Source organism: Pseudomonas sp. OA65, from assembly GCF_017498305.1.
Taxonomy (GTDB): Bacteria; Pseudomonadota; Gammaproteobacteria; order Pseudomonadales; family Pseudomonadaceae; genus Aquipseudomonas; species Aquipseudomonas zanjanensis.
In genome coordinates this window covers 53,253-75,718 of the sequence record NZ_JAGDEZ010000027.1, presented here as the reverse complement: position 1 = coordinate 75,718, position 22,466 = coordinate 53,253, and the positions used below count along the sequence as shown (strand labels likewise).

Below are 22,466 nucleotides of genomic sequence, written 5' to 3'. Positions count from 1 at the left end.
CGACACTCCTTTTCGCGTTTTTTGTTTATTTCGATGGTCGCGTAGGCCGTCCCCCAATCCAGGAATTTAGAGTCATGTCTATCTCTCAAAACGATATCCTCGAAGCCGTTGGCAACATGTCCGTAATGGAAGTTGTTGAGCTGATCAAAGCTTTCGAAGAAAAATTCGGTGTTACCGCTGCTGCTGCTTCCGCTGGTCCAGCTGTTGCTGCTGCCGTTGCTGAAGAGCAAACCGAATTCAACGTCATGCTGACCGAAGCTGGCGAGAAGAAAGTAAACGTGATCAAGGCAGTACGTGAACTGACCGGTCTGGGCCTGAAAGAAGCCAAGGCTGTAGTTGACGGCGCTCCTGCCATGGTTCTGGAAGCTGTTGCCAAAGACGCAGCTGACAAAGCCAAAGCAACTCTGGAAGAAGCAGGCGCTAAAGTCGAGCTGAAGTAAGCAACGACTTTGCGTCTCCAGCCCGAGCGTTAAGCGACAGGCTGATGGCTGGTGGCTCTTGCCACCGGCCTTTTTCCGTTATTGGCAGCCGACTGGGTCGGTGCTGATCGCGAGCTGTAACCACCCGATGTGGTGGCGCAAACCATGGGGTTTGCACGATTTTCTGGCTGCTCCCGTCGGGAGGGGCCAAACAAGCAGGTGACCAAGCTGGGGAACGCTGATGGCTTACTCATATACTGAGAAAAAACGTATCCGCAAGGACTTTAGCAAGTTGCCGGACGTCATGGATGTGCCGTACCTCCTGGCCATCCAGCTGGATTCGTATCGTGAATTCTTGCAAGCGGGAGCGACTAAAGATCAGTTCCGCGACGTGGGCCTGCATGCGGCCTTCAAATCCGTTTTCCCGATCATCAGCTACTCCGGCAATGCTGCGCTGGAGTACGTCGGTTATCGCCTGGGCGAACCGGCATTTGATGTCAAAGAATGCGTATTGCGCGGTGTGACTTACGCCGTACCTTTGCGGGTAAAAGTGCGCCTGATCATTTTCGACAAAGAATCGTCGAACAAAGCGATCAAGGACATCAAAGAGCAAGAAGTCTACATGGGTGAAATCCCCCTGATGACTGAGAACGGTACCTTCGTAATCAACGGTACCGAGCGTGTAATCGTTTCCCAGCTGCACCGTTCTCCGGGCGTGTTCTTCGACCACGACCGTGGCAAGACGCACAGCTCCGGCAAACTGCTTTACTCCGCGCGCATCATTCCTTACCGCGGTTCGTGGTTGGACTTCGAGTTCGACCCGAAAGACTGCGTGTTCGTGCGTATCGACCGTCGTCGCAAGCTGCCTGCATCGGTACTGCTGCGCGCGCTCGGCTATACCACCGAAGAAGTGCTGGACGCGTTCTACACCACCAACGTCTTCCACGTACAAGGTGAAAACCTCAGCCTGGAACTGGTGCCTCAGCGCCTGCGCGGTGAAATCGCTGTCCTCGATATCCAGGATGACAAAGGCAAGGTTATTGTCGAGCAGGGTCGTCGTATTACCGCTCGCCACATCAACCAGCTGGAAAAAGCCGGGATCAAAGAGCTGCAGGTGCCTCTGGACTACGTCCTGGGTCGCACCACGGCCAAGGTCATCGTGCATCCGGCCACCGGCGAAATTCTGGCGGAGTGCAACACCGAGCTGAACACCGAGATCCTGGCAAAGATCGCCAAGGCCCAGGTCGTTCGCATCGAGACGCTGTACACCAACGACATCGACTGCGGTCCGTTCATCTCCGACACGCTGAAGATCGACTCCACTGGCAACCAACTGGAAGCCCTGGTCGAGATCTATCGCATGATGCGTCCTGGCGAGCCGCCAACCAAGGATGCCGCCGAGACCCTGTTCAACAACCTGTTCTTCAGCCCTGAGCGTTATGACCTGTCTGCGGTCGGCCGGATGAAGTTCAACCGTCGTATCGGTCGTACCGAGATCGAAGGTTCGGGTGTACTGAACAAGGACGATATCGTTGCGGTCCTCAAGACCCTGGTCGACATCCGTAACGGCAAGGGCATCGTCGATGACATCGACCACCTGGGTAACCGTCGTGTTCGCTGCGTAGGCGAGATGGCCGAGAACCAGTTCCGTGTTGGCCTGGTGCGCGTAGAGCGTGCGGTCAAGGAACGTCTGTCGATGGCTGAAAGCGAAGGCCTGATGCCGCAAGACCTGATCAACGCCAAGCCTGTGGCTGCGGCGGTGAAGGAGTTCTTCGGTTCGAGCCAGTTGTCCCAGTTCATGGACCAGAACAACCCGCTGTCCGAGATCACCCACAAGCGTCGTGTCTCCGCACTCGGCCCGGGCGGTCTGACCCGTGAGCGTGCAGGCTTCGAAGTTCGTGACGTACACCCGACGCACTACGGTCGTGTCTGCCCGATCGAAACGCCGGAAGGTCCGAACATCGGTCTGATCAACTCCCTGGCTGCCTATGCGCGCACCAACCAGTACGGCTTCCTCGAGAGCCCGTATCGTGTGGTGAAAGACGCCCTGGTGACCGACGAGATCGTGTTCCTGTCCGCCATCGAAGAAGCAGATCACGTGATCGCTCAGGCTTCGGCCACGATGAACGACAAGAAAGTCCTGATCGACGAGCTGGTAGCTGTTCGTCACTTGAACGAGTTCACCGTCAAGGCGCCGGAAGACGTCACCTTGATGGACGTATCGCCGAAGCAGGTAGTTTCGGTTGCAGCGTCGCTGATCCCGTTCCTCGAGCACGACGACGCCAACCGTGCGTTGATGGGTTCGAACATGCAGCGTCAAGCTGTACCCACCCTGCGTGCCGACAAGCCGCTGGTAGGTACCGGCATGGAGCGTAACGTTGCCCGTGACTCCGGCGTTTGCGTCGTGGCTCGTCGTGGCGGCGTGATCGACTCCGTCGACGCCAGCCGTATCGTGGTTCGTGTTGCCGATGATGAAGTTGAAACTGGCGAAGCCGGTGTCGACATCTACAACCTGACCAAATACACCCGCTCCAACCAGAACACCTGCATCAACCAGCGTCCGCTGGTGAGCAAGGGTGATCGGGTTCAGCGCAGCGACATCATGGCCGACGGTCCGTCCACCGATATGGGTGAACTGGCGCTGGGCCAGAACATGCGCATCGCGTTCATGGCATGGAACGGCTTCAACTTCGAAGACTCCATCTGCCTGTCCGAGCGTGTGGTTCAGGAAGACCGCTTCACCACGATCCACATTCAGGAACTGACCTGTGTGGCCCGTGACACCAAGCTTGGCCCAGAGGAAATCACTGCGGACATCCCGAACGTGGGTGAAGCTGCTCTGAACAAGCTGGACGAAGCCGGTATCGTTTACGTAGGTGCTGAAGTAGGCGCAGGCGACATCCTGGTGGGTAAGGTCACTCCGAAAGGCGAGACCCAGCTGACTCCGGAAGAAAAACTGCTGCGTGCCATCTTCGGTGAAAAAGCCAGCGACGTTAAAGACACCTCCCTGCGCGTGCCTACCGGCACCAAGGGTACCGTCATCGACGTACAAGTCTTCACCCGTGACGGTGTTGAGCGTGATGCTCGTGCACTGTCCATCGAGAAGACCCAGCTCGACGAGATCCGCAAGGACCTGAACGAAGAGTTCCGTATCGTCGAAGGCGCGACTTTCGAACGTCTGCGCTCCGCTTTGGTCGGCCACAAAGCCGAAGGCGGCGCCGGCCTGAAGAAAGGTCAGGAAATCACCGACGAAGTTCTCGACGGTCTTGAGCATGGCCAGTGGTTCAAGCTGCGCATGGCTGAAGATGCTCTGAACGAGCAGCTCGAGAAGGCCCAGGCCTATATCGTTGATCGCCGCCGTCTGCTGGACGACAAGTTCGAAGACAAGAAGCGCAAACTGCAGCAGGGCGATGACCTGGCTCCAGGCGTGCTGAAAATCGTCAAGGTTTACCTGGCAATCCGTCGCCGCATCCAGCCGGGCGACAAGATGGCCGGTCGTCACGGTAACAAAGGTGTGGTCTCCGTGATCATGCCGGTTGAAGACATGCCGCACGATGCCAATGGCACCCCGGTCGATGTGGTCCTCAACCCGTTGGGCGTACCTTCGCGTATGAACGTTGGTCAGATCCTTGAAACCCACCTGGGCCTCGCGGCCAAGGGCTTGGGCGAGAAGATCAACCGTATGATCGAAGAGCAGCGCAAGGTCGCTGACCTGCGTAAGTTCCTGCACGAGATCTACAACGAGATCGGCGGTCGCAACGAAGAGCTGGACACCTTCTCCGACCAGGAAATCCTGGATCTGGCGAAGAACCTGCGCGGCGGCGTTCCAATGGCTACTCCGGTGTTCGACGGTGCCAAGGAAAGCGAAATCAAGGCCATGCTGAAACTGGCAGACCTGCCGGAAAGCGGCCAGATGCAGCTGTTCGACGGCCGTACTGGCAACAAGTTCGAGCGCCCGGTCACCGTTGGCTACATGTACATGCTGAAGCTGAACCACTTGGTAGACGACAAGATGCACGCTCGTTCTACCGGTTCTTACAGCCTGGTTACCCAGCAGCCGCTGGGTGGTAAGGCGCAGTTCGGTGGTCAGCGTTTCGGGGAGATGGAGGTCTGGGCACTGGAAGCGTACGGTGCTGCATACACTCTGCAAGAAATGCTCACAGTGAAGTCGGACGATGTGAACGGCCGGACCAAGATGTACAAAAACATCGTGGACGGCGATCACCGTATGGAGCCGGGCATGCCCGAGTCTTTCAACGTGTTGATCAAGGAAATTCGTTCCCTCGGCATCGATATCGATCTGGAAACCGAATAACACGTGACGCGAATCGAGAGCGGGGCTGTTTTGCCCGCTCTCTGCTCCGCCAGGAGGAAAGGCCTTGAAAGACCTACTGAATTTGCTGAAAAACCAGGGTCAAGTCGAAGAGTTCGACGCCATCCGTATTGGATTGGCCTCGCCTGAGATGATCCGTTCGTGGTCGTTCGGTGAAGTTAAAAAGCCGGAAACCATCAACTACCGTACGTTCAAACCTGAACGTGACGGCCTGTTCTGCGCCAAGATCTTTGGCCCGGTCAAGGATTACGAGTGCCTGTGCGGTAAGTACAAGCGCTTGAAGCATCGTGGTGTGATCTGCGAGAAGTGCGGTGTTGAAGTCGCGCTGGCAAAAGTTCGTCGTGAGCGCATGGCGCACATCGAACTGGCCTCGCCAGTTGCCCACATCTGGTTCTTGAAATCGCTGCCGTCCCGTATCGGCTTGCTGATGGACATGACCCTGCGTGATATCGAGCGCGTTCTCTACTTCGAGAGCTACGTCGTTATCGATCCAGGCATGACCACCCTTGAAAAAGGTCAGTTGCTCAACGACGAGCAGTACTTCGAAGCGCTGGAAGAGTTCGGCGACGATTTCGATGCCCGCATGGGTGCCGAAGCTGTCCGCGAGCTGCTGCACGCTATCGACCTGGAACACGAGATTGGCCGTCTGCGCGAAGAAATTCCGCAAACCAACTCCGAAACCAAGATCAAGAAGCTGTCCAAGCGTCTGAAGTTGATGGAAGCCTTCCAGGGTTCCGGCAACCTGCCAGAGTGGATGGTGCTGACCGTTCTGCCGGTTCTGCCGCCAGACCTGCGTCCACTGGTTCCGCTCGATGGCGGTCGTTTCGCGACTTCCGACCTCAACGATCTGTATCGTCGAGTGATCAACCGTAACAACCGCTTGAAGCGCCTGCTCGATCTGTCCGCTCCGGACATCATCGTGCGCAACGAAAAGCGTATGTTGCAGGAAGCGGTCGACGCACTGCTCGACAACGGTCGTCGTGGCCGCGCTATCACCGGTTCCAACAAGCGTCCTCTGAAATCCCTGGCTGACATGATCAAGGGTAAGCAGGGTCGTTTCCGTCAGAACTTGCTCGGTAAGCGTGTTGACTACTCCGGTCGTTCGGTAATTACCGTAGGCCCGACCCTGCGTCTGCACCAGTGCGGTCTGCCTAAGAAAATGGCTCTGGAGCTGTTCAAGCCGTTCATTTTCGGCAAGCTGGAAATGCGTGGTCTGGCGACTACCATCAAGGCCGCCAAGAAGATGGTCGAGCGCGAACTGCCAGAGGTCTGGGACGTTCTCGCCGAAGTGATTCGCGAACACCCGGTTCTGCTCAACCGTGCGCCGACCCTTCACCGTCTGGGTATCCAGGCGTTTGAACCGGTACTGATCGAAGGTAAGGCTATCCAGCTGCACCCGCTGGTCTGTGCTGCGTACAACGCCGACTTCGACGGCGACCAAATGGCCGTGCACGTGCCGCTGACGCTGGAAGCCCAGCTGGAAGCGCGCGCGTTGATGATGTCGACCAACAACATCCTGTCGCCAGCCAACGGTGAGCCAATCATCGTTCCGTCGCAGGACGTTGTATTGGGTCTGTACTACATGACGCGTGAAGCGATCAACGCCAAGGGCGAAGGTCGTGTGTTCGCGGATCTGCAAGAAGTTGACCGTGTGTTCCGTGCCGGCGAAGCCGCACTGCACGCCAAGGTCAAGGTGCGGATCAACGAAACCGTGAACGATCGTGACGGCGGCAGCGTGACCAACACTCGTATCGTCGACACCACCGTCGGCCGTGCGCTGTTGTTCCAGGTTGTGCCAAAAGGCTTGTCCTTCGACGTCGTCAACCTGCCGATGAAGAAAAAGGCGATCTCCAAGCTGATCAACCAGTGCTATCGCGTGGTGGGTCTGAAAGAGACCGTGATCTTCGCTGACCAGTTGATGTACACCGGTTTTGCCTATTCGACCATTTCCGGTGTTTCCATCGGTGTTAACGACTTCGTTATCCCGGATGAAAAAGCCCGCATCATCGGTGCTGCCACCGAAGAAGTGAAAGAGATCGAAAGTCAGTACGCCTCCGGCCTGGTAACCCAGGGCGAGAAGTACAACAAGGTGATCGACCTCTGGTCCAAGGCGAACGACGAAGTCTCCAAGGCGATGATGGCCAACCTCTCGAAAGAGAAAGTCATCGACCGTCATGGCAACGAAGTCGACCAGGAATCCTTCAACTCGATGTACATGATGGCCGACTCGGGCGCACGGGGTTCTGCTGCGCAGATCCGTCAGCTCGCCGGTATGCGTGGCCTGATGGCCAAGCCGGACGGTTCCATCATCGAGACCCCGATTACCGCGAACTTCCGTGAAGGCTTGAGCGTACTTCAGTACTTCATCTCCACTCACGGTGCTCGTAAGGGTCTTGCGGATACCGCGTTGAAAACGGCGAACTCCGGTTACCTGACTCGTCGTCTGGTAGACGTTGCCCAGGATCTGGTCGTGACCGAGATCGATTGTGGCACCGAGCATGGCTTGGTCATGACGCCGCACATTGAAGGCGGTGACGTTGTAGAGCCGTTGGGTGAGCGTGTATTGGGTCGTGTCATTGCCCGTGACGTATTCAAGCCGGGTACCGAGGACGTCATCGTTCCTGCCGGCACCCTGGTTGACGAGAAGTGGGTCGAGTTCATCGAACTCAACAGTATCGACGAAGTGATCGTACGTTCGCCGATCAGCTGCGAAACCCGCTACGGCATCTGCGCCAAGTGCTACGGTCGCGACCTGGCTCGTGGTCACCAGGTGAACATCGGTGAAGCGGTCGGCGTTATCGCTGCCCAGTCCATCGGTGAGCCGGGTACCCAGCTGACGATGCGTACGTTCCACATCGGTGGTGCGGCAAGCCGGACCTCCGCAGCCGACAGCGTTCAGGTGAAGAATGGCGGTACCGTCCGTCTGCACAACCTGAAGCACGTTGAGCGAGTGGATGGTCACCTGGTGGCTGTATCCCGTTCCGGTGAGCTGGCCATCGCTGACGACTTCGGTCGTGAGCGCGAGCGTTACAAGCTGCCGTACGGTGCTGTGATTTCGGTGAAGGAAGGCGATAAGGTCGACGCTGGTGCCATCGTGGCCAAGTGGGATCCGCACACTCACCCAATCGTCACCGAGATGAAAGGTACCGTGACCTACGTGGGCATGGAAGAAGGCATCACGATCAAGCGTCAGACTGACGAATTGACCGGTATGACCAACATTGAAGTACTTGACGCGAAAGATCGTCCAGCTGCCGGCAAGGACATCCGTCCGGCCGTGAAGATGGTCGACGACAACGGCAAGGATCTGTTGCTGCCAGGCACTGACGTAATCGCTCAGTACTTCCTGCCAGCCAACGCCTTGGTCGGTGTTGCGGACGGTGCGCGGATCGCGATCGGTGACGTAATCGCTCGTATCCCGCAGGAAACTTCGAAAACCCGCGACATCACCGGTGGTCTGCCGCGTGTTGCCGACTTGTTCGAAGCTCGTCGTCCGAAAGAAGCCTCGATTCTGGCTGAAGTCAGCGGCACCATCGCGTTCGGTAAAGAGACCAAGGGCAAGCGCCGTCTGGTCATTACTCCGAACGACGGTAGCGATCCGTACGAAGAGCTGATTCCGAAGTGGCGTCACCTGAACGTCTTCGAAGGCGAACAGGTAAACCGCGGCGAAGTTATCTCGGACGGCCCGAGCGATCCACACGACATCCTGCGTCTGCTGGGTGTGAGTGCGCTGGCCAAGTACATCGTGAACGAGATCCAGGACGTTTACCGTCTGCAAGGCGTGAAGATCAACGACAAGCACATCGAGACCATCCTGCGTCAGATGCTGCGTAAAGTTGAGATCGCTGAATCCGGCGATTCCAGTTTCATCAAGGGCGACCAGATGGAACTGACTCACGTACTGGTGGAAAACGAGCGCCTGGCGACCGAAGACAAGTTCGTCTCCAAGTTCACTCGCGTGCTGCTGGGTATCACCAAGGCGTCGTTGTCCACCGAATCGTTCATCTCGGCGGCTTCCTTCCAGGAAACCACCCGCGTACTGACCGAAGCGGCGGTAACCGGCAAGCGCGATTACCTGCGCGGCCTGAAAGAAAACGTGGTCGTGGGTCGTCTGATCCCGGCTGGTACCGGCTTGGCCTACCACAGCGAGCGCAAGCGTCGCCGTGATGCAGACAAGCCGTTGCGCGTAAGCGCCAGTGAAGTGGAAGCTGCACTGACCGAAGCACTGAACTCGAGCGGTAACTGAGTTCTGCGGTAATTGAGTGCCTGGCCCTGGTCACTCCGTTCGGCGGATCGAGACAAATTGTCGAGATCCGGCGGGCGGGGAGGTCGGGGCCTTGCCTTGACTGGGGGCAAGATCCTCTTTAGACTCTTGATCCCCTAAATTTGGCGGGAATTCGTTCCTGCCATTTTGCTTTTCTTGTAAGACAATAGCGTCGCAAGACAACAGTGGAGCTAGTAGATGGCAACTATCAACCAGCTGGTACGTCAGCCGCGTAAGCGTATCGTCGAGAAATCCGACGTGCCTGCGCTGCAGAACTGCCCGCAACGTCGTGGCGTATGCACCCGTGTGTATACCACCACGCCGAAAAAACCTAACTCGGCATTGCGTAAAGTATGCCGTGTGCGCCTGACCAACGGTTTCGAGGTTTCCTCGTACATCGGCGGTGAAGGCCACAACCTGCAAGAGCACAGCGTGGTCCTGATCCGCGGCGGTCGTGTAAAAGACTTGCCAGGTGTTCGTTACCACACCGTTCGCGGCTCTTTGGATACCTCCGGCGTTAAAGGTCGTAACCAAGGTCGTTCGAAGTACGGTACCAAGCGTCCGAAATAATCGGCCGTTTTGCAGATTTTAATTTTATTGAGTCGATAAGAGTAAGGTCGGGCACGCATCTGCTGTCCCGGGCTAACCTGAAGACCGTTTGAGGGCTTATCAATGCCAAGACGTCGCGTAGCAGCCAAACGTGAGATTCTGGACGATCCGAAATACGGAAGCCAGATTCTCGCCAAGTTCATGAACCACGTAATGGAAAGCGGCAAGAAAGCCGTTGCCGAGCGTATCGTTTATGGCGCACTGGACAAAGTTAAGGAACGCAAGAACAGCGATCCCCTGGAAATCTTCGAGAAAGCTCTCGACGCCATCGCTCCGCTGGTCGAAGTGAAGTCGCGCCGTGTAGGCGGTGCTACTTACCAGGTTCCGGTCGAAGTTCGTCCGTCCCGTCGTAACGCCCTGGCAATGCGCTGGTTGGTAGACTTCGCCCGCAAGCGCGGTGAGAAGTCCATGGCTCTGCGTTTGGCTGGCGAACTGTTGGACGCTGCTGAAGGTAAAGGTGCTGCAGTTAAGAAGCGTGAAGACGTGCACCGCATGGCTGAAGCCAACAAGGCTTTCTCGCACTACCGCTTCTAATTTTAGCGTCACTCAATTTGCGAGGGCTTTATGGCTCGTACTACACCGATTAACCGCTACCGTAACATCGGTATCGTTGCTCACGTGGATGCTGGTAAAACCACCACCACCGAGCGCGTCCTTTTTTACACCGGCAAAAGTCACAAGATGGGCGAGGTGCATGATGGCGCCGCGACCACCGACTGGATGGTGCAGGAGCAGGAGCGTGGTATTACCATTACTTCTGCTGCCATTACCGCCTTCTGGAAGGGTTCCGAGAAGCAGTACGCACACGAGCATCGCTTCAACGTTATCGATACCCCAGGCCACGTAGACTTCACCATTGAAGTTGAGCGTTCCCTGCGTGTACTCGATGGCGCGGTCGTTGTGTTCTGCGGTACCTCGGGTGTTGAGCCTCAGTCGGAAACCGTATGGCGTCAGGCCAACAAATACGGCGTTCCACGTCTTGTTTACGTAAACAAGATGGACCGTGCTGGTGCCAACTTCCTGCGCGTGATCGGTCAGATCAAGCAGCGTCTGGGTCACACTCCGGTGCCTATCCAGCTCGCTATCGGTTCGGAAGACAATTTCCAGGGCCAGATCGACCTGATCAACATGCAAGCGGTCTACTGGAACGATTCCGACAAGGGCATGGTCCCTGTTCGTAAGGAAATTCCTGCCGAGCTGTTGGAAGAAGCTGAGCAATGGCGCAGCAACATGGTTGAGGCTGCGGCCGAAGCCAATGAAGAGTTGATGAACAAGTACCTCGAGGGCGAAGAACTCTCCAACGAGGAAATCAAGGCTGCTCTGCGTCAGCGTACTATCGCTGGTGAGATCGTCCTGGCTGTTTGCGGCTCCTCCTTCAAGAACAAGGGTGTTCCCCTGGTTCTCGACGCCGTTATCGACTTCCTGCCTGCTCCAACCGACATTCCTGCTATCAAGGGTTCCAACCCGGATAACGAGGAAGAGGAAATGGAGCGTCACGCAAGTGACGACGAGCCGTTCGCGGCTTTGGCATTCAAGATCGCTACCGACCCATTCGTGGGTACCTTGACCTTTGTCCGGGTTTACTCGGGCGTGTTGGCCTCCGGCGACGGCGTGATCAACTCGGTAAAAGGCAAGAAAGAGCGTGTGGGTCGTATGGTGCAGATGCACGCAAACGCCCGCGAAGAAATCAAGGAAGTGCGCGCTGGTGACATCGCGGCCTTGATCGGCATGAAGGACGTCACCACGGGTGAGACTTTGTGCAACGCTGACAAGCCAATCATCCTGGTTCGCATGGACTTCCCGGAGCCGGTTATTTCGGTTGCCGTTGAGCCTAAGACCAAGGACGACCAGGAAAAAATGGGTATCGCTCTGGGCAAGCTTGCTCAGGAAGACCCGTCTTTCCGCGTCAAGACTGATGAAGAGACTGGTCAAACGATCATCTCCGGCATGGGCGAGTTGCACCTGGACATCCTGGTTGACCGGATGCGCCGTGAGTTCAACGTCGAAGCCAACATCGGTAAGCCTCAGGTTTCCTATCGTGAGCGCATCACGAAGAACTGTGAAATCGAAGGCAAGTTCGTTCGCCAGTCCGGCGGTCGTGGCCAGTTCGGTCACTGCTGGATTCGTTTTGCACCGGCTGACGAAGGTCAGGAAGGTCTGCAATTCGTGAACGAAGTCGTAGGTGGTGTGGTTCCTAAGGAATACATCCCGGCGATCCAGAAGGGTATCGAAGAGCAGATGAAGAACGGCGTTGTTGCCGGCTATCCGCTGATCGGCCTGAAGGCGACCGTGTTCGACGGTTCTTACCACGACGTCGACTCCAACGAGATGGCGTTCAAGGTGGCTGCTTCCATGGCTACCAAGCAACTGGCCCAGAAGGGCGGTGGTGAGTTGCTTGAACCTATCATGGCGGTAGAAGTCGTTACGCCTGAAGACTACATGGGTGATGTCATGGGCGACCTTAACCGTCGTCGTGGCATGATTCTGGGTATGGAAGATACGGTTTCCGGCAAAGTTATCCGTGCCGAGGTTCCGTTGGGTGAGATGTTCGGTTACGCAACCGACGTTCGCTCCATGTCTCAGGGTCGCGCAAGCTACTCTATGGAATTCAAAAAATACAATACAGCTCCGTCGCATATCGTCGAGACTGTTACCAAAAAGCAAGGCTGATCCAGCCCCTTTAAGCTAGGAGTTAATTGTCGTGGCTAAAGAAAAATTTGAACGGAACAAACCGCACGTCAACGTTGGCACCATCGGCCACGTTGACCACGGTAAAACTACTCTGACCGCTGCTCTGACCCGCGTCTGCTCCGAAGTTTTCGGTTCGGCCAAGGTTGACTTCGACAAGATCGACAGCGCCCCGGAAGAGAAAGCTCGCGGTATCACCATCAACACCGCTCACGTTGAATACGATTCGGCCGTGCGTCACTACGCACACGTTGACTGCCCAGGTCACGCCGACTACGTAAAAAACATGATCACCGGTGCTGCCCAGATGGACGGCGCGATCCTGGTTTGCTCGGCCGCTGATGGTCCGATGCCACAAACCCGTGAGCACATCCTGCTGTCCCGTCAGGTAGGTGTTCCGTACATCGTTGTCTTCCTGAACAAGGCTGACATGGTCGACGACGCTGAGCTGTTGGAACTGGTTGAGATGGAAGTGCGCGACCTGCTGAGCACTTACGACTTCCCAGGTGATGACACTCCAATCATCATCGGTTCGGCTCTGATGGCTCTGAACGGCCAAGACGACAACGAAATGGGCACCACTGCTGTCAAGAAGCTGGTGGAAACTCTGGACAGCTACATCCCAGAGCCAGAGCGTGCTATCGACAAGCCGTTCCTGATGCCAATCGAAGACGTATTCTCGATCTCCGGCCGCGGTACTGTTGTGACTGGTCGTGTTGAGCGTGGCATCGTCCGTATCCAGGAAGAAGTTGAGATCGTCGGTCTGCGCGACACTCAGAAAACTACCTGCACCGGCGTTGAAATGTTCCGCAAGCTGCTCGACGAAGGTCGTGCTGGCGAGAACTGCGGTGTACTGCTGCGCGGCACCAAGCGTGACGACGTTGAGCGTGGCCAGGTTCTGGTCAAGCCAGGCACCGTCAAGCCGCACACCAAGTTCACCGCAGAAGTCTATGTTCTGAGTAAGGAAGAAGGCGGCCGTCATACGCCGTTCTTCAAAGGCTACCGTCCACAGTTCTACTTCCGTACAACTGACGTGACTGGTAACTGCGAGCTGCCAGAAGGCGTTGAAATGGTAATGCCAGGTGACAACATTCAGATGACTGTTACCCTGATCAAGACCATCGCGATGGAAGACGGTCTGCGTTTCGCTATCCGTGAAGGCGGTCGTACCGTCGGCGCTGGCGTCGTAGCCAAAGTCATCGAGTAAGTCTCTTTTAGAGTCAGCTTGATGAGTTGAAAAAGCCTCCGCTTAGCGGGGGCTTTTTTATTGAGTTGACACCTATCAGGGGCGTCTATAGAATTGCGCCTCCTTTTAACGGGCGTATTGCGCTCGGTGGGAATAGCAGCCGGAGTCTGAAATCCAATGCAAAATCAGCAAATCCGTATCAGGTTGAAGGCTTTTGACCATCGCCTGATCGACCAATCCACCCAGGAAATCGTGGAAACCGCGAAACGTACTGGTGCTCAAGTGCGTGGTCCAATTCCACTGCCTACCCGTAAAGAGCGGTTCACCGTTCTGGTCTCCCCGCACGTCAACAAAGACGCGCGTGACCAGTACGAGATCCGTACTCATAAGCGCGTTCTGGACATCGTCCAGCCAACGGATAAAACCGTTGATGCACTTATGAAGCTCGATCTTGCGGCCGGTGTGGAAGTGCAGATCAGCCTCGGCTAAGACTCGGTCTTAGTCGTGTAACGCTCTGAAATGGGCGGCCATAGCGGGTGAAAGCCCCGTACACTCATGAGGTTTACAACATGACTATTGGTGTAGTCGGTCGTAAATGCGGTATGACCCGTATTTTCACCGAAGAAGGTGTCTCCATTCCGGTCACGGTCATTGAGATCGAGCCGAATCGCGTCACCCAGTTCAAAACTGAAGAGACCGATGGCTATCGTGCAGTGCAAGTCACTGTCGGCGAGCGTCGTGCTTCGCGTGTAACAGCAGCTCAGGCTGGCCACTTCGCCAAGGCGAACGTAGCCGCTGGTCGTACCGTAATGGAATTCCGTCTTGAAGAAGGCGAGTACCAGGCCGGCGATCTGATCAACGCTGAAATCTTCGCCGCTGGTCAACTGGTTGATGTAACCGGTCAGTCCAAGGGTAAAGGCTTCCAGGGTACGATCAAGCGTTGGAACTTCCGCGGGCAAGATAACACCCACGGTAACTCCGTATCCCACCGCGTTCCAGGCTCTATCGGCCAGTGCCAGACTCCTGGTCGTGTATTCAAGGGCAAAAAAATGTCCGGTCATATGGGCGCTGAGCGCGTGACCGTGCAGTCCCTCGAAGTAGTGCGCGTGGACGCTGAACGCAATCTGTTGTTGGTCAAGGGCGCTGTTCCTGGCGCTACTGGCGGCAACTTGGTTGTACGTCCAGCAGCCAAGGCTCGCGGTTAAGGGGAAGCTGACATGCAATTAAATGTAAATGACGCTCAAGCGATCGAAGTTTCCGAACTGACATTTGGCGGCGAATTCAACGAGACGCTGGTTCACCAAGCAGTCGTGGCCTACATGGCCGGCGGCCGTCAAGGTAGCAAGCAGCAAAAGACCCGTTCCGACGTTTCCGGTGGCGGTAAGCGCCCATGGCGTCAGAAAGGTACTGGCCGTGCTCGTGCCGGTACTATCCGTAGCCCAATCTGGCGTGGCGGCGGTACCACTTTCGCAGCTCGTCCTCAGGATCACTCCCAGAAGCTGAACAAGAAGATGTACCGCGCAGCAATGCGTTCCATCCTTGCTGAGCTGGTGCGTACTGATCGTCTGGTCGTGGTTCAGGACTTCGCTGTTGAAGCACCGAAAACCAAAGATCTGCTGAACAAGCTGAATGGCATGGGCCTGACTGACGTCCTGATCGTGTCTGACGCTGTTGATCAGAACCTGTACCTGGCTGCTCGCAACCTGCCACACGTCGACGTTCGTGACGTGCAGGGTTCCGATCCGGTCAGTCTGATCGCATACGACAAGGTGTTGATCACCGTGTCGGCCGTGAAGAAATTCGAGGAGCTGCTGGGATGAACCAGGAACGCGTATTTAAAGTTCTGCTTGGCCCGCACGTTTCCGAGAAGGCTACGGTTCTGGCAGACAAGAAAGGCCAGTTCGTTTTCAAGGTTGCGACCGACGCAACCAAGCTGGAAATCAAGAAGGCCGTCGAAAGCCTGTTCAGCGTGAAAGTAGAGCGCGTGACTACCCTGAACGTACTGGGTAAAAGCAAGCGCACTGCTCGCGGTCTGGGCAAGCGTAATGACTGGAAGAAGGCAGTTATCTCCCTTCAGCCAGGCCAAGATCTCGATTTCAGCAGCAGTGCTGAGTAAGGAAGGGGTGCATCATGGCAATCGTTAAATGCAAACCGACTTCCCCTGGCCGCCGTTTTGTGGTCAAGGTGGTCAACCAGGAGCTGCATAAAGGCGCTCCTCACGCACCGCTGCTCGAGAAAAAATCGAAGTCTGGTGGTCGTAACAACAATGGCCGTATTACCACTCGTCACATCGGTGGTGGTCATAAGCAGCATTATCGTCTGGTCGACTTCCGTCGCAACGACAAGGATGGCATCGCTGCCACCGTCGAGCGTATCGAATACGATCCAAACCGTACTGCTCACATCGCTCTGCTGCTGTACGCAGATGGCGAGCGTCGCTACATCATCGCCCCTAAAGGCGTGAGCGCTGGCGACCAGCTGATCGCAGGTGCCCTGGCACCGATCAAGCCGGGCAACGCTCTGCAACTGCGTAACATTCCAGTTGGTAGCACCGTACACGGCATCGAATTGAAGCCAGGTAAGGGCGCGCAGATCGCTCGTTCCGCTGGTGCTTCGGCTCAGCTGATCGCTCGTGAAGGTGTCTACGTGACCCTGCGTCTGCGTTCTGGTGAGATGCGTAAAGTACTGGCTGAATGCCGTGCGACCCTGGGTGAAGTCTCGAACTCCGAGCACAGCCTGCGTTCGTTGGGTAAAGCTGGTGCCAAGCGCTGGCGTGGCGTTCGCCCAACCGTTCGTGGTGTTGCCATGAACCCGGTTGACCACCCACATGGTGGTGGTGAAGGTCGTACCTCTGGTGGTCGTCATCCGGTATCGCCATGGGGCTTCCCGACTAAGGGCGCGAAGACTCGTGGTAATAAGCGTACCGACAAAATGATCGTCCGTCGTCGCAAGTAAATAGAGGGATACGACAGTGCCACGTTCTCTGAAAAAAGGTCCTTTTATTGATCTTCACCTACTGAAGAAGATCGAAGTGGCGGCGGAAAAGAACGATCGCAAACCAGTTAAGACCTGGTCGCGTCGTTCGATGATCCTGCCACAAATGGTCGGTCTGACCATCGCAGTACACAACGGTCGTCAACACGTCCCAGTTCTCGTTAACGAAGACATGGTCGGCCACAAACTGGGCGAGTTCGCCGGTACCCGCACTTATCGTGGGCACGTGGCAGACAAGAAAGCCAAGCGTTAAGGGGTTAGGAAATGGAAGTAGCCGCTAAGTTGTCGGGCGCTCGAATCTCCGCCCAGAAAGCCCGCTTGGTCGCCGACCAGATCCGCGGGAAGAAGGTGGGCGAAGCGCTCAACCTGTTGGCTTTCAGCAGTAAGAAAGCCGCCGAGATCATGAAGAAAGTGCTGGAGTCGGCCGTAGCCAACGCCGAGCATAACGAAGGCGCAGACGTTGATGACCTGAAGGTCAGCACCGTTTTCGTCAACGAAGGGCGTTCGCTGAAGCGCATCATGCCACGTGCCAAAGGCCGTGCTGATCGCATCGTCAAGCGGTCTTGCCATATCACTGTCAAGGTTGCTGACAAGTAACGGAGTCGAAGAGATGGGTCAGAAAGTACATCCCATTGGCATTCGCCTGGGAATCGTCAAGGAGCACACCTCCGTCTGGTACGCAGACGGTCGGACTTATGCGGACTACTTGTTCGCTGATCTGAAGGTGCGTGAGTATCTCCAAGACAAACTAAAAAGCGCGTCCGTAAGCCGTATCGATATCCATCGTCCGGCGCAAACTGCACGTATCACCATCCACACCGCTCGTCCAGGTATCGTTATCGGGAAGAAAGGTGAAGATGTTGAGAAACTGCGTCAGGACCTGACCAAGCAAATGGGTGTGCCTGTGCACATCAATATCGAAGAGATCCGCAAGCCGGAGCTCGACGGTATGCTGGTTGCGCAGAGCGTAGCTCAGCAGCTGGAGCGTCGCGTCATGTTCCGTCGCGCTATGAAGCGCGCTGTACAGAACGCAATGCGCATTGGTGCCAAAGGCATCAAAATCCAAGTGAGCGGTCGTCTCGGCGGTGCTGAAATTGCACGTACTGAATGGTATCGCGAAGGTCGTGTGCCACTGCACACCCTGCGTGCCGACATCGACTATGCCAACTACGAAGCTCACACCACTTACGGTGTGATCGGTGTAAAGGTTTGGATCTTCAAAGGCGAAGTAATTGGTGGTCGCCAAGAAGAACTGAAACCACAAGCACCAGCGCCTCGTAAAAAAGCTGCTAAGTAAGGGGTACGCCAAATGTTGCAACCAAAGCGTACGAAGTTCCGCAAGCAGATGACCGGCCACAACCGTGGCCTGGCATTGCGCGGTAGCAAAGTCAGCTTCGGCGAGTTCGCGCTGAAGTCTGTTGCTCGTGGTCGTCTCACCGCTCGTCAGATCGAGTCAGCGCGTCGTGCTCTGACCCGTCACGTAAAACGTGGCGGCAAGATCTGGATCCGTGTATTCCCGGACAAGCCTGTCACCAAGAAGCCACTCGAAGTTCGGATGGGTAAAGGTAAGGGTAACGTGGAGTACTGGGTTGCCCAGATTCAGCCAGGCAAAGTCCTGTATGAAATCGAGGGTGTTTCTGAAGAGCTGGCGCGTGAGGCTTTCGCCCTGGCTGCTGCAAAGCTGCCGCTCGCCACCTCCTTTGTTAAACGGACGGTGATGTGATGAAAGCGAATGAACTTCGTGAAAAATCAGCACAGCAGCTGAACGAGCAACTGCTCGGCCTGCTGCGCGACCAGTTCAATCTGCGTATGCAGAAAGCAACTGGCCAGTTGGGGCAGTCTCATCTGCTCTCGCAAGTTAAGCGTGACATCGCTCGCGTGAAAACTGTGCTCAACCAGCAGGCAGGTAAGTAATCATGGCTGAAGCCGAAAAAACTGTCCGTACGCTGACTGGCCGTGTTGTCAGCGACAAGATGGACAAAACCATCACCGTTCTGATCGAGCGTCGCGTTAAGCACCCGATCTACGGTAAATACGTTAAGCGTTCGACTAAGCTGCACGCGCACGACGAAACCAATCAGTGCCACATCGGCGACAAAGTCACTATTCGTGAAACTCGTCCGATGGCCAAGACCAAGTCTTGGGCGCTGGTTGATGTTCTCGAACGCGCTGTGGAAGTCTAAGGGCTAGGGGTCGGAGAAATTATATGATTCAGACTCAATCCATGCTCGATGTGGCCGATAACAGCGGCGCTCGCCGCGTTATGTGCATCAAGGTGCTGGGTGGCTCCCATCGTCGTTACGCTGGTATCGGTGACATCATCAAAGTTACCGTCAAGGAAGCAATTCCGCGCGGTAAGGTGAAAAAAGGCCAAGTGATGACTGCTGTTGTAGTCCGCACTCGCCATGGCGTTCGTCGTGCTGACGGCTCCATCATCCGCTTTGATGGCAACGCTGCTGTTCTGTTGAACAACAAGCAAGAGCCAATCGGCACCCGTATCTTTGGGCCAGTGACCCGTGAGCTTCGTACTGAGAAGTTCATGAAGATCGTCTCGCTCGCCCCAGAAGTGCTGTAAGGAGATCCGACATGCAAAAGATTCGTCGTGACGACGAGATCATCGTGATCGCCGGCAAAGACAAAGGTAAGCGCGGTAAGGTGCTGAAGGTTCTTGCTGACAACCGTCTGGTTGTTGGTGGTCTGAACCTGGTCAAGCGTCATACCAAGCCTAACCCGATGTCGGGCGTACAGGGCGGTATCGTCGAGAAAGAAGCGCCACTGCACGCTTCCAACGTCGCCATCTTCAACGGCGAAACCAACAAGGCTGACCGCGTTGGTTTCAAAGTAGAAGACGGTAAGAAAATTCGTGTCTTCAAGTCGACCCAAAAAGCGGTTGATGCTTGAACACTGCTAGGTAGAAGACCATGGCACGACTAAAAGAGATTTACCGGAAGGAAATCGCACCGAAACTTAAGGAAGAGCTTAAGCTTTCGAACGTGATGGAAGTTCCGCGCGTTACCAAAATCACCCTGAACATGGGTCTGGGCGAAGCGATCGGCGACAAGAAAGTCATCGAGCACGCTGTTGCCGACCTGGAAAAGATCACCGGTCAGAAAGTCGTCGTGACTTACGCTCGGAAATCCATCGCTGGCTTTAAAGTCCGTGAAGGTTGGCCGATCGGCGTCAAAGTGACCCTGCGCCGTGAGCGTATGTACGAGTTCCTGGATCGTCTGCTGTCGATCTCCCTGCCTCGGGTTCGCGACTTCCGCGGCCTGAATGCCAAGTCCTTCGATGGTCGTGGCAACTACAGCATGGGCGTTAAAGAGCAGATCATTTTCCCGGAAATCGATTACGACAAGATCGACGCTCTCCGCGGTCTGGACATTACCCTGACCACCACTGCTCGGACGGATGACGAAGGTCGCGCACTGCTGCGCGCTTTCAAATTCCCGTTCCGCAACTGATTGGAGTAGGAAAATGGCCAAGAAGAGCATGAAGAACCGTGAGCTGAAGCGTCAGCTCACCGTTGCCAAGTACGCCACCAAGCGTGCAGCGCTGAAAGCTATCATCGTTGATCTGAACGCAAGTCCAGAAGCACGTTGGGAAGCTACCGTAGCCCTGCAGAAGCAGCCACGTGACGCAAGCGCCTCGCGCATGCGTAACCGCTGCCGCCTGACTGGTCGTCCGCACGGCGTGTACCGCAAGTTCGGCCTTGGCCGTAACATGCTGCGTCAAGCTGCAATGCGTGGTGACGTTCCAGGTCTGGTTAAAGCCAGCTGGTAAGCACTGTCAAAGTCACTGCGTGCGGGGTTGCAAGATCCTGACCGCCGGTGACCTTGAACTTGAATCAAGCCCCTTTTGGGGCTTGATTCATTTGTGGGGTGTGTCTAGAATACCCGGCTCGCCTGAGCCCGTGTTTTTATTGCACGGATGCGCTCGGCGACACGTACTAGCCGAAAGGCTAATTTTTTGTGTATTAGGAGCGTCTAGCCCATGAGTATGCAGGACCCGTTAGCGGACATGCTAACTCGTATCCGTAATGCCCAGATGGCTGAAAAGTCCGTCGTAAGCATGCCATCTTCTACTTTGAAGGTAGCTGTTGCCAAAGTCCTGAAGGACGAAGGTTACATTGCGGGTTATCAGATCAGCAGCGAAATCAAGCCTCTGCTGTCCATCGAGCTGAAGTACTTCGAAGGCCGTCCGGTCATCGAGGAAGTGAAGCGCGTTAGCCGTCCTGGCCTGCGTCAGTACAAGTCCGTTGAGGATCTGCCCAAAGTTCGTGGCGGCCTGGGCGTGTCTATCGTCTCCACCAACAAAGGTGTGATGACGGATCGTGCTGCGCGCGCTGCCGGTGTCGGCGGCGAAGTTCTTTGCACTGTGTTCTAAGGGGGGATAAGCATGTCACGCGTCGCTAAGAACCCCGTTAAGCTGCCAGCCGGTGTCGAAGTCAAATTCGCAGGCCAACAGCTTTCGGTGAAGGGTGCCAAGGGCACTCTGCAACTGAACATCCATTCGTCCGTTGAGATCGTTGAAGAAGCCGGTGAGCTGCGTTTCGCTGCTCGCAATGGAGATCAACAGACTCGCGCAATGGCTGGTACCACTCGTGCGTTGGTAAACAACATGGTCCAAGGCGTAAGCCAAGGCTTCGAGCGCAAGCTCCAGCTGGTCGGTGTTGGTTACAAAGCGCAAGCAAAAGGCACAGTGCTGAACCTGGCTCTTGGCTTCTCGCACCCAGTGGATTATGAACTGCCGGAAGGCATCACCGCTGAGACTCCTAGCCAGACCGATATCCTGATCAAGGGCATCGACAAGCAGCTGGTAGGTCAAGTGGCCGCCGAGATCCGCGACTTCCGTCCACCAGAGCCGTACAAAGGCAAAGGTGTGCGCTACGCGGACGAAGTCGTCCGTCGTAAAGAAGCCAAGAAGAAGTAGGGCATAGCAAATGACCGACAAAAAAGTTACTCGACTGCGTCGCGCTCGCAAAGCACGCCTGAAAATGCACGAACTCGAAGTCGTGCGTCTCTGCGTGTTCCGCTCGTCGCAGCACATCTACGCCCAGGTCATTTCGGCCGACGGCAACAAAGTCCTGGCAAGTGCCTCGACTTTGGATAAAGAACTGCGTGATGGCGCCACTGGCAACATCGACGCGGCCACTAAGGTTGGCCAGCTGGTCGCTACGCGTGCTAAAGCCGCTGGCGTCTCGCAGGTGGCTTTCGACCGCTCTGGCTTCAAGTACCACGGCCGCGTCAAGGCGCTGGCTGATGCTGCTCGTGAAGCTGGGCTGGAGTTCTAAGTTATGTCAAATAACGACCAAAAGCGCGACGAAGGCTACATCGAGAAGCTGGTTCAAGTTAACCGCGTAGCCAAAACCGTTAAAGGCGGCCGTATCTTCACTTTCACTGCGTTGACCGTAGTGGGTGATGGTAAGGGCCGTGTTGGCTTCGGCCGTGGCAAGTCGCGTGAAGTGCCTGCTGCGATCCAGAAGGCAATGGAAGCTGCTCGCCGCAACATGATCCAGGTTGATCTGAACGGCACCACTCTGCAGTACGCAATGAAGTCCGCCCATGGCGCTTCGAAGGTGTACATGCAGCCTGCTTCTGAAGGTACCGGTATCATCGCTGGCGGCGCTATGCGTGCTGTCCTCGAAGTTGCTGGCGTTCAGAACGTTCTGGCCAAGTGCTACGGCTCGACTAACCCGGTAAACGTGGTTCACGCCACTTTCAAGGGTTTGAAAGCAATGCAGTCTCCTGAATCCATTGCCGCCAAGCGTGGCAAAAGCGTCAAGGAGATCTTCTGATCATGGCTACCGTAAAAGTTACGCTGATCAAAAGCATGACCGGCCGCATCCCTAACCACAAACTGTGCGTTAAGGGTCTGGGTCTGCGTCGCATCGGTCACACTGTAGAAGTCCTGGATACTCCCGAGAATCGCGGGATGATCAACAAGGCTTACTACATGCTGCGTGTCGAGGGTTAA

General features: G+C 55.9%; 27 protein-coding genes. All 27 read left to right on the top strand.

From position 1 onward, the window contains the following. The first annotated feature begins 74 nt into the window (after nt 1-74). The 27 genes from rplL to rpmD all read left to right on the top strand — a co-directional run bounded on the left by rplL (nt 75) and on the right by rpmD (nt 22,466). Entirely contained in the window at nt 75-440 is a 366-nt protein-coding gene (rplL, locus tag J3361_RS20870) for a 50S ribosomal protein L7/L12 (RefSeq protein WP_020799830.1), read from the top strand. Nucleotides 441-660: 220 nt separating this feature from the next. After that, on the top strand, nt 661-4,734 hold the full coding sequence (gene rpoB, locus J3361_RS20865) for a DNA-directed RNA polymerase subunit beta (protein WP_053125867.1): 4,074 nt from the start codon (nt 661-663) through the stop codon (nt 4,732-4,734). Between the two features lie 64 nt (nt 4,735-4,798). Further along, entirely contained in the window at nt 4,799-8,998 is a 4,200-nt protein-coding gene (gene rpoC / locus J3361_RS20860) for a DNA-directed RNA polymerase subunit beta' (RefSeq protein ID WP_047230482.1), read from the top strand. Between the two features lie 216 nt (nt 8,999-9,214). Next, nucleotides 9,215-9,586 (top strand): 30S ribosomal protein S12, encoded by a 372-nt coding sequence (rpsL, locus tag J3361_RS20855; protein ID WP_003186084.1) that lies wholly within the window; start codon nt 9,215-9,217, stop codon nt 9,584-9,586. A 102-nt stretch (nt 9,587-9,688) separates the two neighbouring features. Next, nucleotides 9,689-10,159, top strand: a complete 471-nt coding sequence (rpsG, locus tag J3361_RS20850; RefSeq protein WP_003186074.1) for a 30S ribosomal protein S7 — start codon at nt 9,689-9,691, stop codon at nt 10,157-10,159. 30 nt (nt 10,160-10,189) lie between these two features. After that, a complete protein-coding gene (fusA, locus tag J3361_RS20845) occupies nt 10,190-12,295 on the top strand; it encodes an elongation factor G (protein WP_207966125.1) in 2,106 nt (701 codons plus the stop codon). A gap of 31 nt (nt 12,296-12,326) precedes the next feature. Continuing rightward, nucleotides 12,327-13,520 (top strand): elongation factor Tu, encoded by a 1,194-nt coding sequence (gene tuf / locus J3361_RS20840; protein WP_003186103.1) that lies wholly within the window; start codon nt 12,327-12,329, stop codon nt 13,518-13,520. A 156-nt stretch (nt 13,521-13,676) separates the two neighbouring features. Continuing rightward, nucleotides 13,677-13,988, top strand: a complete 312-nt coding sequence (gene rpsJ / locus J3361_RS20835; RefSeq protein ID WP_003186070.1) for a 30S ribosomal protein S10 — start codon at nt 13,677-13,679, stop codon at nt 13,986-13,988. Nucleotides 13,989-14,068: 80 nt separating this feature from the next. Next, a complete protein-coding gene (gene rplC / locus J3361_RS20830; RefSeq protein ID WP_003186059.1) occupies nt 14,069-14,704 on the top strand; it encodes a 50S ribosomal protein L3 in 636 nt (211 codons plus the stop codon). A 12-nt stretch (nt 14,705-14,716) separates the two neighbouring features. Further along, a complete protein-coding gene (rplD, locus tag J3361_RS20825) occupies nt 14,717-15,319 on the top strand; it encodes a 50S ribosomal protein L4 (RefSeq protein ID WP_003186057.1) in 603 nt (200 codons plus the stop codon). Beyond that, nucleotides 15,316-15,615, top strand: a complete 300-nt coding sequence (gene rplW, locus J3361_RS20820; RefSeq protein ID WP_002555488.1) for a 50S ribosomal protein L23 — start codon at nt 15,316-15,318, stop codon at nt 15,613-15,615. Before rplD ends, rplW begins: the two co-directional genes overlap by 4 nt. A gap of 14 nt (nt 15,616-15,629) precedes the next feature. Continuing rightward, nucleotides 15,630-16,454, top strand: coding sequence for a 50S ribosomal protein L2 (rplB, locus tag J3361_RS20815; RefSeq protein ID WP_003186055.1), 825 nt, complete (start codon nt 15,630-15,632; stop codon nt 16,452-16,454). A gap of 16 nt (nt 16,455-16,470) precedes the next feature. Continuing rightward, complete coding sequence (rpsS, locus tag J3361_RS20810) at nt 16,471-16,746, top strand: 30S ribosomal protein S19 (protein WP_002555486.1); 276 nt, start codon at nt 16,471-16,473, stop codon at nt 16,744-16,746. Between the two features lie 11 nt (nt 16,747-16,757). Continuing rightward, a complete protein-coding gene (gene rplV / locus J3361_RS20805) occupies nt 16,758-17,090 on the top strand; it encodes a 50S ribosomal protein L22 (protein ID WP_003103908.1) in 333 nt (110 codons plus the stop codon). 13 nt (nt 17,091-17,103) lie between these two features. Next, entirely contained in the window at nt 17,104-17,790 is a 687-nt protein-coding gene (rpsC, locus tag J3361_RS20800; protein ID WP_003176422.1) for a 30S ribosomal protein S3, read from the top strand. A gap of 12 nt (nt 17,791-17,802) precedes the next feature. Further along, entirely contained in the window at nt 17,803-18,216 is a 414-nt protein-coding gene (rplP, locus tag J3361_RS20795; RefSeq protein WP_003186052.1) for a 50S ribosomal protein L16, read from the top strand. Beyond that, on the top strand, nt 18,216-18,407 hold the full coding sequence (gene rpmC, locus J3361_RS20790; protein ID WP_002555481.1) for a 50S ribosomal protein L29: 192 nt from the start codon (nt 18,216-18,218) through the stop codon (nt 18,405-18,407). The genes rplP and rpmC overlap by 1 nt, the downstream gene beginning before the upstream one ends. Nucleotides 18,408-18,409: 2 nt before the next feature. After that, nucleotides 18,410-18,676 (top strand): 30S ribosomal protein S17, encoded by a 267-nt coding sequence (gene rpsQ / locus J3361_RS20785; protein WP_003194644.1) that lies wholly within the window; start codon nt 18,410-18,412, stop codon nt 18,674-18,676. A 23-nt stretch (nt 18,677-18,699) separates the two neighbouring features. Continuing rightward, nucleotides 18,700-19,068 (top strand): 50S ribosomal protein L14, encoded by a 369-nt coding sequence (rplN, locus tag J3361_RS20780; RefSeq protein WP_002555479.1) that lies wholly within the window; start codon nt 18,700-18,702, stop codon nt 19,066-19,068. Between the two features lie 11 nt (nt 19,069-19,079). Beyond that, complete coding sequence (rplX, locus tag J3361_RS20775; RefSeq protein WP_003186046.1) at nt 19,080-19,394, top strand: 50S ribosomal protein L24; 315 nt, start codon at nt 19,080-19,082, stop codon at nt 19,392-19,394. Between the two features lie 20 nt (nt 19,395-19,414). Beyond that, complete coding sequence (gene rplE / locus J3361_RS20770; RefSeq protein WP_003186044.1) at nt 19,415-19,954, top strand: 50S ribosomal protein L5; 540 nt, start codon at nt 19,415-19,417, stop codon at nt 19,952-19,954. A 13-nt stretch (nt 19,955-19,967) separates the two neighbouring features. Then, the gene (gene rpsN / locus J3361_RS20765; protein ID WP_003186042.1) at nt 19,968-20,273 is read left to right on the top strand and encodes a 30S ribosomal protein S14; all 306 of its coding nucleotides are present in this window, start codon (nt 19,968-19,970) and stop codon (nt 20,271-20,273) included. 210 nt (nt 20,274-20,483) lie between these two features. Beyond that, on the top strand, nt 20,484-20,876 hold the full coding sequence (gene rpsH, locus J3361_RS20760; protein ID WP_017848802.1) for a 30S ribosomal protein S8: 393 nt from the start codon (nt 20,484-20,486) through the stop codon (nt 20,874-20,876). A gap of 12 nt (nt 20,877-20,888) precedes the next feature. Next, nucleotides 20,889-21,422, top strand: a complete 534-nt coding sequence (gene rplF / locus J3361_RS20755; RefSeq protein ID WP_003186039.1) for a 50S ribosomal protein L6 — start codon at nt 20,889-20,891, stop codon at nt 21,420-21,422. 10 nt (nt 21,423-21,432) lie between these two features. Then, nucleotides 21,433-21,783, top strand: coding sequence for a 50S ribosomal protein L18 (gene rplR, locus J3361_RS20750; protein WP_003186037.1), 351 nt, complete (start codon nt 21,433-21,435; stop codon nt 21,781-21,783). Between the two features lie 3 nt (nt 21,784-21,786). Next, nucleotides 21,787-22,287, top strand: a complete 501-nt coding sequence (gene rpsE, locus J3361_RS20745; protein ID WP_003186035.1) for a 30S ribosomal protein S5 — start codon at nt 21,787-21,789, stop codon at nt 22,285-22,287. A gap of 2 nt (nt 22,288-22,289) precedes the next feature. Further along, nucleotides 22,290-22,466, top strand: coding sequence for a 50S ribosomal protein L30 (gene rpmD / locus J3361_RS20740; protein WP_003186033.1), 177 nt, complete (start codon nt 22,290-22,292; stop codon nt 22,464-22,466).

Bases quoted from the DNA above. Each gene is read 5' to 3' on its own strand.
- rplL (WP_020799830.1), top strand. From the start codon at position 75: ATGTCTATCTCTCAAAACGATATCCTCGAAGCCGTTGGCAACATGTCC.
- rpoB (WP_053125867.1), top strand. From the start codon at position 661: ATGGCTTACTCATATACTGAGAAAAAACGTATCCGCAAGGACTTTAGC.
- rpsL (WP_003186084.1), top strand. From the start codon at position 9,215: ATGGCAACTATCAACCAGCTGGTACGTCAGCCGCGTAAGCGTATCGTC.
- rpsG (WP_003186074.1), top strand. From the start codon at position 9,689: ATGCCAAGACGTCGCGTAGCAGCCAAACGTGAGATTCTGGACGATCCG.
- fusA (WP_207966125.1), top strand. From the start codon at position 10,190: ATGGCTCGTACTACACCGATTAACCGCTACCGTAACATCGGTATCGTT.
- rpsJ (WP_003186070.1), top strand. From the start codon at position 13,677: ATGCAAAATCAGCAAATCCGTATCAGGTTGAAGGCTTTTGACCATCGC.
- rplC (WP_003186059.1), top strand. From the start codon at position 14,069: ATGACTATTGGTGTAGTCGGTCGTAAATGCGGTATGACCCGTATTTTC.
- rplD (WP_003186057.1), top strand. From the start codon at position 14,717: ATGCAATTAAATGTAAATGACGCTCAAGCGATCGAAGTTTCCGAACTG.
- rplW (WP_002555488.1), top strand. From the start codon at position 15,316: ATGAACCAGGAACGCGTATTTAAAGTTCTGCTTGGCCCGCACGTTTCC.
- rplB (WP_003186055.1), top strand. From the start codon at position 15,630: ATGGCAATCGTTAAATGCAAACCGACTTCCCCTGGCCGCCGTTTTGTG.
- rplV (WP_003103908.1), top strand. From the start codon at position 16,758: ATGGAAGTAGCCGCTAAGTTGTCGGGCGCTCGAATCTCCGCCCAGAAA.
- rpsC (WP_003176422.1), top strand. From the start codon at position 17,104: ATGGGTCAGAAAGTACATCCCATTGGCATTCGCCTGGGAATCGTCAAG.
- rplP (WP_003186052.1), top strand. From the start codon at position 17,803: ATGTTGCAACCAAAGCGTACGAAGTTCCGCAAGCAGATGACCGGCCAC.
- rpmC (WP_002555481.1), top strand. From the start codon at position 18,216: ATGAAAGCGAATGAACTTCGTGAAAAATCAGCACAGCAGCTGAACGAG.
- rpsQ (WP_003194644.1), top strand. From the start codon at position 18,410: ATGGCTGAAGCCGAAAAAACTGTCCGTACGCTGACTGGCCGTGTTGTC.
- rplN (WP_002555479.1), top strand. From the start codon at position 18,700: ATGATTCAGACTCAATCCATGCTCGATGTGGCCGATAACAGCGGCGCT.
- rplX (WP_003186046.1), top strand. From the start codon at position 19,080: ATGCAAAAGATTCGTCGTGACGACGAGATCATCGTGATCGCCGGCAAA.
- rplE (WP_003186044.1), top strand. From the start codon at position 19,415: ATGGCACGACTAAAAGAGATTTACCGGAAGGAAATCGCACCGAAACTT.
- rpsN (WP_003186042.1), top strand. From the start codon at position 19,968: ATGGCCAAGAAGAGCATGAAGAACCGTGAGCTGAAGCGTCAGCTCACC.
- rpsH (WP_017848802.1), top strand. From the start codon at position 20,484: ATGAGTATGCAGGACCCGTTAGCGGACATGCTAACTCGTATCCGTAAT.
- rplF (WP_003186039.1), top strand. From the start codon at position 20,889: ATGTCACGCGTCGCTAAGAACCCCGTTAAGCTGCCAGCCGGTGTCGAA.
- rplR (WP_003186037.1), top strand. From the start codon at position 21,433: ATGACCGACAAAAAAGTTACTCGACTGCGTCGCGCTCGCAAAGCACGC.
- rpsE (WP_003186035.1), top strand. From the start codon at position 21,787: ATGTCAAATAACGACCAAAAGCGCGACGAAGGCTACATCGAGAAGCTG.
- rpmD (WP_003186033.1), top strand. From the start codon at position 22,290: ATGGCTACCGTAAAAGTTACGCTGATCAAAAGCATGACCGGCCGCATC.